The organism is Kitasatospora sp. NPDC017646 (assembly GCF_044329365.1).
Taxonomy (GTDB): Bacteria; Actinomycetota; Actinomycetes; order Streptomycetales; family Streptomycetaceae; genus Kitasatospora.
This window is the reverse complement of sequence record NZ_JBIRJC010000003.1, coordinates 176,785-192,726: the sequence shown is the minus strand read 5'-3', so window position 1 is coordinate 192,726 and position 15,942 is coordinate 176,785. Positions and strand designations below refer to the sequence as shown.

The following is a 15,942-nucleotide window of genomic DNA, read 5'->3' as shown; positions in this document are numbered from 1 at the left end:
CGAACCACCGCCAGAGCCCGTACGGAAGTGAGGACCACCGATGCCCCCCACCCCCCACCAGGGTCACGTGGTCGTAGCGCCGGACAAGTTCAAGGGCACCCTCGAAGGCGCCGAGGTCGCCGCCCGGATCGCCGTCGGCATCCGGCGCGCCGCGCCCGGCACCGAGATCCGCGAACTGCCCGTCGCCGACGGCGGCGAGGGCACCCTGGCCGCGGCACTCGCGGCCGGCTTCGACCGCGTCCCGGCGAAGGTGGCCGGCCCGACCGGCCTGCCGGTGGACGCCGCGCTCGCCTTCCGCGGCGACACCGCCGTGGTCGAGCTGGCCCAGGCCTCCGGGCTCGCCCGGCTGCCCGGCGGCCGGACCGCCCCGTTCGCGGCCGGCTCCTACGGCGTCGGCCAGCTGATCGGCCGGGCGGTGGCCATGGGCGCCAAGCGGATCGTGCTCGGCCTCGGCGGCAGTGCCTGCACGGACGGCGGCGCCGGCATGGTGCAGGCGCTCGGGGTCCGGCTGCGGGACGCCGACGGCGTCGAACTGCCGCCCGGCGGCGCCGCGTTGCGCCGACTGGAGCGGATCGAGCTCGGCCCGCTGGCCGAGCTGCTGACCGGCGTGGAGGTCGTGGTCGCCTGCGACGTGGACAACCCGCTGCTCGGCCCACGCGGCGCCACCGCCGTGTACGGCCCGCAGAAGGGCGCCGACGGGGACGACCTGGTGGTCCTGGAGGAGGGGCTGACCCGCTTCGCCGACCAGGTCGCCGCGGTGACCGGACGCGACGTGCGGCAGGCCCCCGGCGCCGGGGCCGCGGGCGGGGTGGGCTTCGCCGCCCTCGCCCTGCTCGGCGCCACCATGCGACCTGGTATCGAGCTGCTGCTCGAACTGCTGGGTTTCGACGAGGCCGTGCGTGGGGCACGCCTCGTCGTCACCGGCGAGGGCTGCCTGGACGCACAGACGCTCCACGGCAAGGCCCCCGCCGGAGTCGCCGCGGCGGCTGCCCGGGCGGGGGTTCGGGTGGCCGCCGTGGCGGGGCGGCTGGAGCTGTCCGAGCCCGAGTGGCGGGCGGCCGGCTTCACCGCCGCTATCGCGCTCACCGACCTGGCCGAACAGCCGGGGGACAGCATGGCCAGGGCCGGTGAGCTGGCCGAGGTGGCGGGGGAGCGGCTGGCCGAAGCGCTTCTGCGGGCCTGATGCCTCGTATGCTCCTCCATTGACGTTTTGTTGAAGGCGGGCCTAGGCTCCCCGCAATCCTTCGGTCCCCGCCCACTCCGACCGCCCCGCGAGCGCCTCCCCGGGCCGCGTGGTCCGGTGTGCCCCCGCGTACCCCTCATCCCCCCAGTTCCAGGTTTCGGAGGTCCCCATGCCGTTCAGCCAGCCAGCGGTGATCCGCTCCCGCCGGGCGCTGCTGCCCGCCGGTGAGCGCCCCGCGGACGTGCTGATCCGGGACGGGAGGATCGAGCAGGTCGCCGCCCACGGATCGCTGGTGGTCGGCGACAGCGAGCTCGTCGACCTCGGCGACACCGCCCTGCTGCCCGGCCTGGTCGACACCCACGTGCACGTCAACGAGCCTGGCCGCACCGAGTGGGAGGGCTTCGCGACCGCCACCCGGGCCGCCGCGGCCGGCGGCGTCACCACGATCATCGACATGCCGCTCAACTCGATCCCGCCCACCACCACGCTCGACGGCCTGGCCGTCAAGCGGAAGACCGCCGAGGGCCAGGCCTGGGTCGACCTCGGCTTCTGGGGCGGGGCCGTTCCCGGCAACGTCGCCGACCTCGAACCCCTGCACCGGGCAGGCGTGTTCGGTTTCAAGAGCTTCCTCGCCCCGTCCGGTGTCGACGAGTTCCCGCACGTCGAGGCCGACGACCTGGAGGCCGCTCTGGCCGAGCAGGCCCGGATCGGGGCGCTGGCGATCATCCACGCCGAGGACCCGGCCGTGCTGGCCGCCGCACCGCAGCAACCCGGTGTCCGCTACCGGGACTTCCTCGCCTCCCGCCCGTCCGGCGCGGAGACGGCGGCGGTCGCCCACCTGCTCGACTCGGCCCGGCGTACCGGCGCCCGGGTGCACATCCTGCACGTCTCCTCCGCGGCCGTGCTGCCGCTGCTGCGCCGGGCGCGTGAGGACGGCGTCCGGGTGACCGCGGAGACCTGCCCGCACTACCTGACCCTCGCGGCCGAGCAGGTGCCGGACGGCGACACCGCCTTCAAGTGCTGCCCGCCGATTCGCGACGAGGCCAACCGGGACGCGCTCTGGGAGGCCCTGGCCGACGGCGAGTTCATCGCCGTCGTCTCCGACCACTCGCCGTCCACGCCCGACCTGAAGCTGCTGCCCGAGTATGGCGGCAGCGGAGACTTCGCGGCCGCCTGGGGCGGCATCGCCTCGCTGCAGCTGGGCCTGCCCGCCATCTGGACCGAGGCGCGCCGCCGCGGCCACACCCTGGCCGACGTGGTGCGCTGGATGTCCGCCGGACCGGCCGAACTGGTCGGCCTCACCGGCATCAAGGGCGCCATCGCGGTGGGCTGCGACGCCGACCTGGTCGCCTTCGACCCCGACGGCGAATTCGCCGTCCAAGCCGACGAGTTGCACCACCGCAACCCGGTGACCCCGTACGCCGGACGGACGTTGACCGGCGCCGTCCGCACCACCTGGCTGCGCGGCCGCGCGGTGGACACCGGCACCGAGCCCTTCGGCCGGCAGCTCGCCCGGCCCGCCAACTCCCGTACCGAAAAAGCCTTCTGAGGAGAGTCAGTGACCACCGCCGATACCCCGAGCGCTCCCTTCACCGAGCTGGTCAACCTGGCCTCCCGACTGCTCGGCGCGGGCGTCGTCGCGACCAACGAGGACACCTTCGCGGACGCCGAGAACCTGCTGGTGGCCAAGCCCGCCGAGTTCCGCCCGCACACCTTCGGCCACAAGGGCCAGATCATGGACGGCTGGGAGTCCAAGCGCCGCCGCGGCGTCTCCGCCGAGCAGCCGCACCCCACCGACCAGGACCACGACTGGGCCGTCGTGCGGCTCGGCGTGGGCGGCGTGATCCGCGGCGTGATCGTGGACACCGCCCACTTCACCGGCAACTACCCGGAGAGCGCCTCGGTCGAGGCCGCCTCCGTCCCCGGGCACCCCTCGCCCGGGGAACTGCAGGACGCCGAGTGGACCGTCATCGTGCCGCGCACCCCGCTCCGGGGCGACACCGCCCACGAGTTCGCCGTCCAGGACGACGCCCGCTATACCCACGTACGGCTCAGCATCTTCCCGGACGGCGGTGTCGCCCGGCTGCGGGTGCACGGCGAGGTGCTGCCCGACCCGCGCGAACTGGACGGCCTCACCTTCGACCTGGCGGCCCAGGAGTACGGCGGCGTGGCCGAGGCGGCGTCCGACCGCTATTTCTCCTCCCCGCACAACCTGAACGCTCCCGGTCGCGCCTCCGTCATGGGCGAGGGCTGGGAGACCCGGCGTCGGCGCGACAAGGCCAACGACTGGGTGCAGATCGCCCTGGCCGGGGGCGGCGAGGTCCTGGCCGCAGAGGTGGACACCACCCACTTCGTCGCCAACGCCCCCGGCTGGGCCGACCTGATCGGCTTCGACGCCTCGACCGGGCAGGACCCGGCCGACGGCGAATGGTTCGAGATCCTGCCCCGCACCCGCCTGCAGCCCGACACCCGTCACCGCTTCCGGCTCGACGTCGGCCGCCCGGTGACCCACGTACGGATCAACGTCTACCCGGACGGTGGGCTCGCCCGCCTCCGGCTCACCGGCCGCCTCACCGGGGCCGGCCGCGCGGCCCTCGCGCTGCGCTGGTTCAACGCGGTCCCGGCCGCCGAGGCCGCGGCCGCCCTCGCCCACGCCGGCCTGACCTCCGAGGAGGCCGCCGCGCTGGCCGCCGCCCGCCCGCTGGCGGACCCGGCCGCCGCCACCGCCGCAGTCGCCGGTCTCCAGCCGGCCGACGGTCCGGACGGCGAGCACTCCGCCCGCCGCCGCTCGGCGCTGTGGCGCCTGCTCGGCGTCTGAGCCCGCCGCTCACCCCCTCTCCACGCACCGCCTTATCGACACCTGAAGGACCCTCCATGTCCAAGATCCTGACCACGGAGTCCGGCGCCCCGGTCGCCGACAACCAGAACTCGGCCTCGGCCGGCGAGTACGGCCCGCTGCTGCTCCAGGACCAGCACCTGCTGGAGAAGCTGGCCCGGTTCAACCGCGAGCGCATCCCGGAGCGCGTCGTGCACGCCCGCGGCTCCGGCGCGTACGGCTACTTCGAGGTCACCGACGAGGTGTCGAAGTACACCCGGGCGGCCTTCCTGTCCGAGGTCGGCAAGCGCACCGAGGTCTTCCTGCGCTTCTCCACCGTGGCCGGCAACCTGGGCGCCGGCGACGCGGTGCGCGACCCGCGCGGCTTCGCGGTGAAGTTCTACACCGAGGACGGCAACTACGACCTCGTCGGCAACAACACCCCGGTGTTCTTCATCAAGGACCCGATCAAGTTCCCCGACTTCATCCACTCGCAGAAGCGCGACCCGTACACCGGCGTGCAGGAGGCGGACAACGTCTGGGACTTCTGGGCCCACTCCCCGGCCTCGACCCACCAGATCACCTGGCTGTTCGGGGACCGCGGCATCCCGGCCTCGTACCGCCACATGAACGGCTACGGCTCGCACACCTACCAGTGGGCCAACGCCGAGGGCGAGGCCTACTGGGTGAAGTACCACTTCAAGACGAACCAGGGCATCCGCAGCCTGGGCGGCGACCAGGCCGCCGAGGTGCTCGGCGCCGACGCCGACTCGCACCAGCGCGACCTCCACCAGGCCATTGAGCGCGGGGTGTTCCCGTCCTGGACCCTCTACGTCCAGCTGATGCCGGTGGCCGAGGCCGCGGACTACCGCTTCAACCCCTTCGACCTCACCAAGGTGTGGCCGCACGCCGACTACCCGCTGGTCAAGGTCGGCCGCCTGGTGCTCAACCGGAACCCGGAGAACGTCTTCGTCGACGTCGAGCAGTCCGCGTTCTCGCCGAACAACTTCGTGCCAGGCATCGGCCCGTCCCCGGACAAGATGCTCCAGGGCCGCCTGTTCGCCTACGCCGACGCCCAGCGCTACCGCCTCGGCGTCAACCACACCCAGCTGCCGGTGAACGCCCCGCGCGCCACCGAGGCCGACAACTACGGGCGCGACGGCTACCACGCGCTCAACGCGGCCGGCCGCGGCAAGAACTACGAGCCCAACTCGTACGACGGCCCGGCCCAGACCGACGACGCGCTCGCCGCGCCGCTCAAGCTCGACGGCCACACCGGCACCTACACCACGCCGGCCCACACCAAGGACGACGACTTCTTCCAGGCCGGCGAGCTCTACCGGCTGATGTCGGAGGGCGAGCGGACCCGCCTGGTCAACAACATCGCGGGCTTCCTGTCGCAGGTCACGCGGGACGACGTGGTCGAGAAGAACCTCGCCCACTTCCACGCCGCCGACGAGGAGTACGGGGCCCGGGTCGAGGCGGCCGTCGCCAAGCTGCGCGCGGGCGACGAGGGCTGACCCCGAAGGCTGCTCCACCGGACGTCCTGTCCGCACCCTCAGGGCCGCCGGGGCCCGCACCCCGGCGGCCGCCCGACGGGCCTCCCCCCTGGGCAGTGGGGGAGGGGCCCGTCGGGCGTACCGGGGGGCGTCCGTGCGGGCCGGGCGCGCCGTTCGCAGGGGGCCGGGGGCGCGGCCCGCGCGGGCCGGTGCGCCCCCTTCTACCAGGTGGCAGTCCCTTGCTCCACGGAATGTTCACGGATATTCACGGACGGCAGTCGGCCGGGCCCCGGGGTGGATAGGCTGGAGACCGCCCGCGGTCGCTCCGTGGGGGGACATCGGAAGGGGACGACATGTCGACACCAGCCCCGGGTCGTCACGCCGCGCTGGACCAGGGTCTGACGGGCCCGTTCACCTCCCTGCAGCACGCCCTCAGACTCCTGGAGGCCGTCGACCGGCACCCCGACGGTGCCACCCTGGTGGCCCTCGCGCGGGAGACCTCGCTGGGCCTGCCGACCGTCCGGCAACTCGCGGAGATCCTCGAGATCGAGGGCTATCTCCACTGCCAGGACGGTGGTTGGGTGCTCGGCGGCACCTTCGCCCTGCTCGGACAGCACAATCGGGAGCAGCTGGTCAGGGCCCGGCTGAACCGCAAACTCGCCGAACTCCGGGACGAGTTGGGTGCGGCGGTGTACTTCAGCCGTTACCACGACGGGGAGTTGACCGTCGAAGCGGTCTCGGCGGCCGACTACGCGCCCGCCGTGCAGGAGTGGGTGGACTTCCGCGCCACCGCGCACGCCAGCGCGATCGGCAAGTGCCTGCTCAGCCAGCTCGACTCGGACGGCCGGCGGGACCACCTGTCCCGGCACCCGGTCGCCCGGCTCACCTCCCGCACGGTCACCGACACCGACCAGTTGATGCACCGGCTGGAGCGGCAGCCCGCCACGGTGCCGGTGCTGGACATTCAGGAGTACGCGCTCGGCACGGTCTGCGCGGCGGTGCCGATCACGGCGGGCAGCACGGTCGGCTGCCTGGCCACCTCGATGCCGGTGGACAACATCCACAAGCTGAAGGCCGCCGCCGAGTTGCTGGCGGCCCGGGCGGCGCCGCTGATGCTGGCGATGGCGGTCTGAGGGCGTGGGCCGAGCCCGAGTGCTCCTCGGTCGCGGGCGCCCCTGACGGGCCCCGCCGGACGTGTCGCGTCCGGCGGGGCCCCGGTGTTTTCCGGGGGCGCTGTTTCCGAGGGCAGGGGGTCGGGGGCCGGGGCCTGGGGCCCGCCTCCGGTCGCGTCACTTATTAGACTCGTCGTCGATAAGGCTGGTCCAAACCCTTGTCGTCGCCGCTACCGGCGAGTACCTTTCCCGGAGCCGAGCCGCCGCCGCCAGGTCAGGAGGGCCTGCCATGCCCCGCCCCACCCCCGTCCCCGCCCTCGCCGCCCCCGCCGCGCGCGTCCACGAGAGCCTCGTCCTGGAGCCCCGGGACGTCCGCTTCGACTGGGCCCGGCTGCCGCTGCACTGGATCCCGGACGAGCCGATGGCCACCCATGTGATCAACGTGCTGCACCTGCTGCTGCCGGAGGGCGAGCGCTGGTTCGTCAGGGTGTTCAAGGAGGCGCTGCCGCTCATCCGGGACGAGCAGCTGCGCGAGGAGGTGCTCGGCTTCATCGGGCAGGAGGCCATCCACGCCGAGGCCCACCAGGAGGTGCTCGACCACCTGCTCGGCCAGGGGCTCGACCCGCGCCCGTACGTCCGGCAGATCTCCTGGCTCTTCCAGCGCGTCCTGGGCGACAAGCCCGGCCTGACGCCGGCGCAGCGGCGGGAGAACATCATCGAGCGGGTCGCCTTCGTCGCGGCGATCGAGCACTTCACCGCTTTCCTCGGCAACTGGGCACTCAACTCCCCGGGCCTGGACCGGGCCAAGGCCGACCCGACGATGCTGGACCTGCTGCGCTGGCACGGCGCCGAGGAGGTCGAGCACCGCAGCGTCGCCTTCGACCTGATGGTCCACCTGGATCCGGGCTACCTGCGCCGGGTCCGCGGGATGGCGCTGTCCGGGCCGCTGCTGGTGCACCTCTGGGCGCGGGGCGCCCGCTTCCTGCTCGCCGCCGACCCGACGCTGGAGGGGCGGCTCAAGCCCACCTGGCGGGAGGCGGGCCGGATCGCCAAGCGCGGACTGCTGCCGGACCCGATCCGCTCCATCCGCTCCGGGCTGCGCTATCTGCGGCCGGGCTACCACCCGACCCAGGAAGGCTCCTCCAGCCAGGCGCTGGGCTATCTCGCCACCTCCCCGGCCGCCCGCGCCGCGGCCGCGCACGGGTGATGGGTGATGGGTGATGGATACAACGGACAGCCGGGAAACGACAGATGCCAGCTGACAACTTTCAGCGAACAGATTTCAGATGACGTCATCTGTTCGCTGAAATCTGTCTTCTGAAATCTGAATTCTGAAGTCTGAATCCCGTCAGCTGCCGCCAGTCCGCCCGCTCGCCCGTCCACCCGCCCCCTCGCCCGCACCCTCCCCCTCCCACGCCAAGGACCCCGCCGGATGGACCTGTTCACCCCACCGCCCGACCTCTACGGCCGCCCGCGCGCCGACACCTTCATCCGCCGGCTCACCGCCTTCGGCGACCGCTACTCCCCGGCCCTCGGTGGCCCCCTGCTGCGCCGCAACCCCCGCCGCCCGCTCAGCCGCCCCACCCCGCCGCTCCAGCTGGTCGTCGCGGCCCGGCGGCAACTGGCCTTCGAAGTCATCGAATTGACCTTCGCCGACCCCTCCGATGGCCCGCTGCCGCCCTGGCAGCCCGGCGCCCACCTGCGCCTCGCCCTGCCCTCCGGCCGCGAGCGCCACTACTCGCTCAGCGGCGACCCCGCCGACCGCCACCGCTACCGGATCGCCGTCAGGCGGCTGCCCGAGGGCGGCGGCGGATCGGTCGAGGTCCATGACGCCCTGCACCCGGGCGCCCGCCTCACCGCCCGCCGCCCGCGCAACGGCTTCGCCTTCTGCGCCGAGCCCGCCGTCCTCCTGCTCGCCGGCGGCATCGGCGTCACCCCGCTCCTCCCGATGGCCCGCGAGGCACAGCGCCACGGCCTCGACTGGCGCCTGGTCCACGTCGGCCGCAGCGCCGACACCCTCCCGTACACGGACGAGCTGCGCGCCCTCGATCCGCACCGCGTCGTGCTGCGCACCGACGACGAGCACGGCGGTGTCCCCACCGGTCCCGAGCTGCTCGCCCACGCGCCGCGCGGCGCCGCCGTCTACTGCTGCGGCCCGGCCCCGATGCTGGCCGCCGTCCAGCGGGCCCTGGACGAGTCCCTTGCCGCCGCCCTGCACTTCGAGCGCTTCGGCGCCGCCCCGGTCACCGACGGCGAGCCCTTCGCCGTCCGGCTGGGCACCGACGGTCCGACCCTGGACGTCCCCGCCGACCGCTCCGCCCTGGACGTGCTGCGCGAGGCCCGTCCGGACCTCCCGTACTCCTGCCACCAGGGCTTCTGCGGCACCTGCGAGGTGCGCCTGCTGGCCGGCCGGCCCGACCACCGGGACCGCCGCCTCACCCCCGAGCAGCGCGCCGCCGGCGCCCTGTTGCCCTGCGTCTCCCGGGCCGCCGAGGGTGAGACCCTCGTGCTCGACGTATAGAAGGAGCCCCTCGATGCCCCCGATGGCGAAGGCGAGCCCCGCGTTCCCGTACACCGCCCGCGACCTCGCCCGCTTCCGTGAGACCCAGCAACTCGCCTACCACTGCGCCGAAGAGGTCGCCGCCTGGATCGAACCGGGCGTAACCGAGCGGCAGGCCACCGCCGAGCTGCGCCGCCGCCTGGTCGCCGCCGGGGTGCAGGACTTCTTCCACGTCCCCTTCGCCTGGTTCGGCGACCGCACCGCCTTCCGGCACTTCCACACTCCGCTGCAGTTCTTCGCCGGGAACCGCAGGCTGGAGGAGGGCATGCCGTACGTGCTGGACTGCGCGCCCGTCGTGGACGGCTACACCGCAGACATCGGCTACGGCGGCAAGATCGGCGAGAACCGGGCCTGGGACCGGCTGGCCGCCGATCTCAAGGTCTACCGCGAGCTGATCCTCGCCGAGGTGCGCGCCCGTCGGCCGCTCAACGAGGTGTACGCGGCGGTGGACGCGCAGATCGCCGCGCACGGCTACGACAACCGCCACCAGGTCTACCCGGGCCGGGTGATCGGCCACCAGGTGACCCGCACCACCGTGCGCGGCCCGGCCGGGGTGAACGTCCTCGGCTTCGGCGTGCGCACCCTGCAGACCCTCGGCCGTGAGCTCATCTCCGAGCGCCTGCACGGCCGTTCGCCGCTGTGGGCGGACGGCCGGTCGTCCCGGCACGCGCCCACTCCCGGTCTGTGGGCGGTCGAGCCGCACATCGGTTTCCGCGGCGTGGGCATCAAGTTCGAGGAACTGCTGGTGGTGACCGAGGACGACGCCCACTGGCTCGACGACGACCTCCCGCACGTCCGCCGCTGGACCGCCCCGGCCACCGCCCCGGCCACCGAGCCGGCCACCGCCCCGGCCACCGAACCGACCACCGAGCCGACCGACGAGCCGACCGCCCTGGAGGCCACGCGATGACGCCCCCGACGACGCCTCCCACGACGACCCCGCCGACGCCCCCGGTCCGCCGCCGGACCGTCCACTCCGACGGCCTCCCGCTCGCCGTCTTCGAGCAGGGCGATCCGCAGGCCCCCACCGTCCTCCTGGTGCACGGCTACCCGGACACCCACACCGTCTGGGACGACATCGCCGCCGACCTCGCCCGCGACCACCACGTGGTCCGCTACGACGTGCGCGGCGCCGGCGAGTCGGCCACCCCGGCCGACCGCGACGGCTATCGCCTGGAGCGCCTCGCCGACGACCTGTTCGCCGTCGCCGAAGCCGTCAGTCCCGACTGCCCGGTGCACCTGGTCGCCCACGACTGGGGCTCGATCCAGTCCTGGGAGGCCGTCACCGCCCCCGGCGCCCGGCAGCGGATCGCCTCCTACACCACCCTGTCCGGCCCCAGCCTGGACCACATGGGCCACTGGCTGCGCCACCGGCTGCGCCGCCCCACCCCGCGCCACCTCAAGCAGCTGGTCCACCAGGGCCTGCACTCCTGGTACATCACCGCCTTCCATCTGCCCTACCTCGCCCCGGCCGTCTGGCGCCTCGGTCTCGCCCGGGCCTGGCCGCGGGTGCTGCGCGACCTGGAGCACGTCACCCCGCGCGCCGACCACCCGCAGCCCACCCTGCGTCGCGACGCGGTCCGTGGCATCGAGCTGTACCGGGCCAACTTCCGCCCCACGATGGGCAGTCCGCGCGAGCGGCCGACCGAGGTCCCGGTCCAGCTGATCACCCTCACCCGGGACCGCTACGTCGGCACCTACCTCTCCGAGGGCCTGGAGCGCTGGGCGCCCGATCTGACCCGACGCACGCTGCACGCCGGCCACTGGTCGGCGCTGCTGGAGAAGGGAGCCACCGTGGCCGGCATGGTCCGCGAGTTCACCGCCCGGATCGAGGCGGGACAGGCCCGGGGTGCCGGGGGCGACGGCCGCCTGGTCGTCGTCACCGGCGGCGGCAGCGGTATCGGTCGGGCCACCGCGCTCGCCTTCGCCGAGGAGGGCGCCAGGGTGGTGGTCTGCGACCTCGACCTCGCGGCCGCCGAGCGCACCGCCGAACTCGCCTCGCTGATCGGCCCCGAGGCGCACGCCTACCGGGTGGACGTCTCCGACGGCGCCGCGATGGACGCCTTCGCCCGGAGCGTCGCCGCCGAGCACGGCGTGCCCGACGTGGTGGTCAACAACGCGGGCGTCGGCCACTCCGGGACCTTCCTGCAGACCACCGAGAAGGAGTGGCGGCGCGTCCTGGACGTCAACCTCTGGGGCGTGATCCACGGCTGCCGCGCCTTCGGCGCCCTGATGGCCGACCGCGGCCAGGGCGGCCACATCGTCAACGTCTCCTCGGCCGCCGCCTACCTCCCCTCGAAGGCGCTCACCGCCTACGCCACCAGCAAGGCCGCCGTGTTCATGCTCTCGGACTGCCTGCGCGCCGAGTTCGTGGGCCACGGCATCGGCGTATCCACCATCTGCCCCGGCATCGTCAACACCAACATCACCCGGACCTCCACCTTCTCCGCCAGTACCGCCGCCGAGCAGTCCGCCAAGCAGGCCCGCGCGGCCAGGCTCTACGCCCGCCGCGGCTTCCCGCCGGAGAAGGTCGCCACCGCGATCCTCAGCGCCGTCCGCACCGGCAAGCCCGTCGTCCCGGTCACCCCCGAGGCCAAGGCCGCCCGCCTCCTCTCCCGCCTCAGCCCCGGCCTCCTCCGCCTCGCCGCCCGCCTCAACGTCACCTGATCGGGTGAAGGTCACCCGATCGGCCCGGTTCAGGCCTGCGCTATCGACTCGCATTGATGTTGATATCGAAGACCCACAGTCCTTCAGGAGGCCGGCCATGGCTAGGGGCGGCTCGCCATCTGCGGCGCCATCGAGCTGGAGATCATGTACAGCGCCTGGTCCAAGGCCGATGCCGACCGAATCCGAGACGGCCTGCGTGGCTTCGGCTGGCTGCCCACACCCGGCGAGGTGTGGGAGCGGGCCATCGAGGCGCAGTCCCTACTCACCGCCGCCGGAAACTGGCGGGCGCTGTCCGTGGCGGACCTCGTCATCGCCGCCACCGCAGAGCGCCACGGCGTGACCGTGCCGCACTACGACGGCGACTACGACATGATCGCCGCCGTCACCGGCCAGCCGACCGAGTGGGTCGTTCCCCAGGGGACGGCGGACTGAGCGGCTCGCCGGGCCTGTGAGAACATCCAGGCCCATGGAGATGACAACCGCCCTGTGGTCCTTCGCCGTCGTCGTGGGGCTGCTCACGCTCACGCCCGGGCTCGACACCGCGTTGATCCTGCGGACCTCCGCGATCGGGCGACGGCGGCAGGCCTGGGGCGTGGTGCTGGGCATCCAGACCGGGACGCTGATCTGGGGGACGCTGACCTCGGCCGGGGTGACGGCGCTGCTGACCGCCTCGCAGGTGGCGTACGAGGTCCTGCGCTGGGCCGGCGCCGCCTACCTGGTGTGGATGGGCATCGGGATGCTGCGCAAGCGGGGGACCGGGGCCGTCGCCGAGGAGGAGGAGTCCGTCGAGGGCGGGTTCGGGCACGGCTGGCGGCGCGGCACGCTGACCAATCTGCTGAACCCCAAGGTCGGTGTGTTCTACGTGGCCGTGCTGCCGCAGTTCATCCCCGCCGGCGCCCCGCACTTCGCCGCCGGGGTGGCGCTGACCTGCGTGCACGTCGTGGAGGGCGTGCTCTGGTCGACCGTCCTGGTCGGCTTCGCCCGGGTGCTGCGGGGCTGGCTGCGCCGCCCGGCAGCGCGGCGGCTGATGGACCGGGTGACCGGAGCAGCGGTGGTGGGCTTCGGCCTGAAGCTGGCCCTCGCCGACTGAACCCTCGCCGACTGAACCCTTCCGGTTGAACCCTCGCCGACTGAACGAGCCGGCGCCGACCTCAGGCGGCGTGCGTCCGGCGTGCGACCCGGGGCTCCTCCGGGGCCGCCGCGGCGTCGTGGTGGATCGGGCCGTCCCCGGCGCTCAGCGGCAGGCAGCTGCCGCCGCGCCGGTGGGCGATGATCTCGGCGGCGACCGAGACGGCGGTCTCCTCCGGAGTGCGCGAGCCGAGGTCGAGGCCGATGGGGGAGCGCAGCCGGGCGAGTTCGCCGTCCGTGAGCCCGGCTTCACGCAGTTCGGCCTGCCGGTCGCGGTGGGTGCGCCGGGAGCCCATAGCGCCGACGTAGCCGACCGGCAGCCGCAGGGCGCGTTCCAGCAGCGGGACGTCGAACTTGGCCTCGTGGGTGAGCACGCACAGAACTGTGCGCCCGTCGATCCGGCCGAGCTGGGAGTCCAGGTAGCGGTGCGGCCAGTCGACCACCACCTCGTCGGCCTCGGGGAAGCGCCGGGCGGTGGCGAAGACGGGCCGGGCGTCGCAGACGGTGACGTGGTAGCCGAGGAACTTGCCGATCCGCACCACGGCGGCGGCGAAGTCTATGGCGCCGAAGACCAGCATCCGCGGCGCGGGCACGTAGGACTCGACGAAGCAGGTGACCGTGCCCTGCCCCTGGTCGTCGCAGGGCCGTCCGTCGAGGCCGAGCACGATCCGCCCGGTGCGTCCGGCCTCCAGCATGGCCCGGGCCTCCGCGACGACGGAGCGTTCCAGGGCGCCCACGGTGGACGGTCCGACGGAGAGCGCGCCGTGCTGTCCGCCGGCGGTGACGGCGATGGTGGCGCCGAGCATTCCGGCCGGTCCGGCGATCACCCGGGCCAGGGCGACGGGCGTGTCGTCGGCGATGGCGGCGAGGCCGGCGTCCATGCCGGGGTCGGCCCCTGGGACGACCGGCTGGACGAACACGTCGAGGATCCCGCCGCAGGTCAGCCCGACCGCGAAGGCGTCCTCGTCGCTGTAGCCGAAGCGCTCCAGCACCGGTTCGCCGGATTCGATGGCGGCCTGGCAGAGCTCGTACACCGCACCCTCGACGCACCCGCCGGAGACGCTGCCGACCGCCTCGCCGCCGGCGTCGACGGCAAGGGCCGCACCCGGGTCGCGCGGGGCGCTGCCGGAGACGCCGACCACGGTGGCCACGGCGAAGGAGCGCCCGGACGCGTGCCAGGCCTGCAACTGCTCGGCGATGTCCTGCATGTCGGAGGCTCCTTACACGGTTTCGACAGTAGCGGGAGACGCCGCCGTACGGGAAACGATCCCGTACGGCGGCGGCGGTGCCAAAAGGACCGCGGTGTCAAAAGGACGGCGGTGTCAGAAGGACGGCGGTGTCAGAAGGACGGCGGTACCGAAGAGCGGCAGTGCCGAGGGATCGGCTAGTGCACGCCCAGCCAGGACTTGATCGGGCTGAGCGCGAAGTACACGACGAACAGCGCGGTGAGGACCCACATCAGCAGCCCGGGCTCGCGCCACTTGCCCTGCCCGGCCTTGATCACCGAGTAGGAGATGACGCCGGCGGCGACGCCTGCCGTGATGCTGTAGGTGAACGGCATCAGCACGGAGGTCAGGAAGGCCGGGATGGCGACCTCGCGGTCGGACCAGTCGATGTGCCGAGCCTGGCTCATCATCATCGAGCCGATCACCACCAGGGCGGCGGAGGCGACCTCGACCGGGACGATGCCGGCCAGCGGCGAGAAGAACAGCATCAGCGCGAACAGGGCGCCGGTGACGGTGGAGGCGAGGCCGGTCCGGGCGCCGTCGCCGACTCCGGTCGCCGACTCGACGAAGACGGTCTGGCCGGAGGCGCCCGCCAGGCCGCCGACCGCGCCGCCGGCGCCGTCGATGAACAGGGCCTTGGACAGGCCGGGCATCCGGCCCTGCTTGTCCGCCAGTCCGGCCTCGGTGCCGACGCCGATGATGGTGGCCATGGCGTCGAAGAAGCCGGCCAGGACCAGCGTGAACACCGCGACGGACGCGCTGATCGCGCCCATGCCCTTGCCGCCGAAGGCGCCGAACAGGTCGACGTGGCCGAACAGGCTGAAGTCGGGGGCGGCGACGGGGCTGCCGGGCCACACCGGAACGGAGTTGGCCCAGGCCTTGGCGGGCACGTGGGCGAGCCTGTTGACGACGATCGCGACCACGGTGCCGCCGGCGATGCCGATCAGGATCGCGCCGCGCACGCCGCGCGCCATCAGCACGAAGATCGTCAGCAGGGTGAGGCAGAAGATCAGGACGGGCCAGCCGGAGAGTTCGCCGAACGGGCCGAGCGAGAGCGGGGTGGGGCCGCCGGTGTGCACGAAGCCGGCCTTGTACAGGCCGATGATCGTGACGAACAGGCCGATGCCGATGGTGATCGCGTGCTTGAGCGGCAGCGGGATGCCGTTCATGATCTTCTCGCGCAGTCCGGAGACCACCAGCAGCACGATCAGCAGGCCGTAGATCACGCACAGGCCCATGGCCTGCGGCCAGGTGGTGTGCGGTACGACGAGCGCGGAGACCGCGCCGGAGACCGAGAGCCCGGCGGCCAGGGCCAGCGGCACGTTGCCGACCAGGCCCATCAGGATGGTGGTGACGGCCGCGGCGAGGGCGGTGGCGGTGGTCAGCGCGGCGTGGTCGAGCTTGACGCCGGTGACGTCCGCGCCGCTGAGGATCAGCGGGTTGAGCAGGATGATGTACGCCATCGCCATGAAGGTGGTGAGGCCGCCACGCAGTTCGTTGGCGAGGGTCGAGCCGCGGGCAGAGATCTTGAAGTAGGCGTCGAGGGTGCCCTGCGGCCCTGGCGCCGGGGGCGAGGGGTGGGTCTCGTCCTCGGTGGGTCTGTCTGCTTCGGTGGTGCCGGGCTCCGTGGGGATCCTGGTCATGTCCACTCCCAAGTGTCAATGGGGGTTGGGGTGGGCGAGCCGACCTGACTGCCAGTCAACGAAGTTGGCACAGGGGGACGGTATCGACTCACTGGGGCACTCGTCGGGG

13 protein-coding genes are annotated in these 15,942 nt (G+C 73.2%); 11 read left to right on the top strand and 2 right to left on the bottom strand.

What is annotated here, in order from left to right; all coding sequences use genetic code 11:
• Nucleotides 1-40: 40 nt before the first annotated feature.
• The 11 genes from ACH4J0_RS06490 (at nt 41) to ACH4J0_RS06440 (ending at nt 12,926) form a co-directional block, all read left to right on the top strand.
• Nucleotides 41-1,183 carry a glycerate kinase gene (locus ACH4J0_RS06490; protein WP_396236839.1) on the top strand — a complete coding sequence of 381 codons (1,143 nt, stop codon included), beginning with the start codon at nt 41-43 and terminating at the stop codon, nt 1,181-1,183.
• A 169-nt stretch (nt 1,184-1,352) separates the two neighbouring features.
• Nucleotides 1,353-2,732: an allantoinase AllB gene (gene allB / locus ACH4J0_RS06485; RefSeq protein WP_396236837.1), complete on the top strand. Its 1,380-nt coding sequence runs from the start codon at nt 1,353-1,355 to the stop codon at nt 2,730-2,732.
• 9 nt (nt 2,733-2,741) lie between these two features.
• Nucleotides 2,742-4,001: an allantoicase gene (gene alc / locus ACH4J0_RS06480; protein ID WP_396236835.1), complete on the top strand. Its 1,260-nt coding sequence runs from the start codon at nt 2,742-2,744 to the stop codon at nt 3,999-4,001.
• A 56-nt stretch (nt 4,002-4,057) separates the two neighbouring features.
• A complete protein-coding gene (locus tag ACH4J0_RS06475; protein WP_396236833.1) occupies nt 4,058-5,518 on the top strand; it encodes a catalase in 1,461 nt (486 codons plus the stop codon).
• A 332-nt stretch (nt 5,519-5,850) separates the two neighbouring features.
• A complete protein-coding gene (locus ACH4J0_RS06470; protein WP_396236831.1) occupies nt 5,851-6,630 on the top strand; it encodes an IclR family transcriptional regulator in 780 nt (259 codons plus the stop codon).
• 268 nt (nt 6,631-6,898) lie between these two features.
• On the top strand, nt 6,899-7,816 hold the full coding sequence (locus ACH4J0_RS06465; RefSeq protein ID WP_396236829.1) for a metal-dependent hydrolase: 918 nt from the start codon (nt 6,899-6,901) through the stop codon (nt 7,814-7,816).
• 225 nt (nt 7,817-8,041) lie between these two features.
• A complete protein-coding gene (locus ACH4J0_RS06460) occupies nt 8,042-9,130 on the top strand; it encodes a PDR/VanB family oxidoreductase (RefSeq protein WP_396236827.1) in 1,089 nt (362 codons plus the stop codon).
• Between the two features lie 13 nt (nt 9,131-9,143).
• Nucleotides 9,144-10,079: a M24 family metallopeptidase gene (locus tag ACH4J0_RS06455; RefSeq protein WP_396236825.1), complete on the top strand. Its 936-nt coding sequence runs from the start codon at nt 9,144-9,146 to the stop codon at nt 10,077-10,079.
• On the top strand, nt 10,076-11,836 hold the full coding sequence (locus ACH4J0_RS06450; RefSeq protein WP_396236823.1) for an SDR family oxidoreductase: 1,761 nt from the start codon (nt 10,076-10,078) through the stop codon (nt 11,834-11,836). Before ACH4J0_RS06455 ends, ACH4J0_RS06450 begins: the two co-directional genes overlap by 4 nt.
• A 117-nt stretch (nt 11,837-11,953) precedes the next feature.
• Entirely contained in the window at nt 11,954-12,268 is a 315-nt protein-coding gene (locus ACH4J0_RS06445) for a PIN domain nuclease (RefSeq protein WP_396237467.1), read from the top strand.
• Nucleotides 12,269-12,302: 34 nt separating this feature from the next.
• Entirely contained in the window at nt 12,303-12,926 is a 624-nt protein-coding gene (locus tag ACH4J0_RS06440; RefSeq protein WP_396236821.1) for a LysE family translocator, read from the top strand.
• Between the two features lie 61 nt (nt 12,927-12,987).
• Here ACH4J0_RS06440 and ACH4J0_RS06435 read toward each other — a convergent pair whose 3' ends face one another.
• Nucleotides 12,988-14,172: an XdhC family protein gene (locus ACH4J0_RS06435; RefSeq protein WP_396236819.1), complete on the bottom strand. Its 1,185-nt coding sequence runs from the start codon at nt 14,170-14,172 to the stop codon at nt 12,988-12,990.
• Between the two features lie 176 nt (nt 14,173-14,348).
• Nucleotides 14,349-15,833 carry an NCS2 family permease gene (locus tag ACH4J0_RS06430; RefSeq protein WP_396236817.1) on the bottom strand — a complete coding sequence of 495 codons (1,485 nt, stop codon included), beginning with the start codon at nt 15,831-15,833 and terminating at the stop codon, nt 14,349-14,351.
• Nucleotides 15,834-15,942 lie beyond the last annotated feature (109 nt).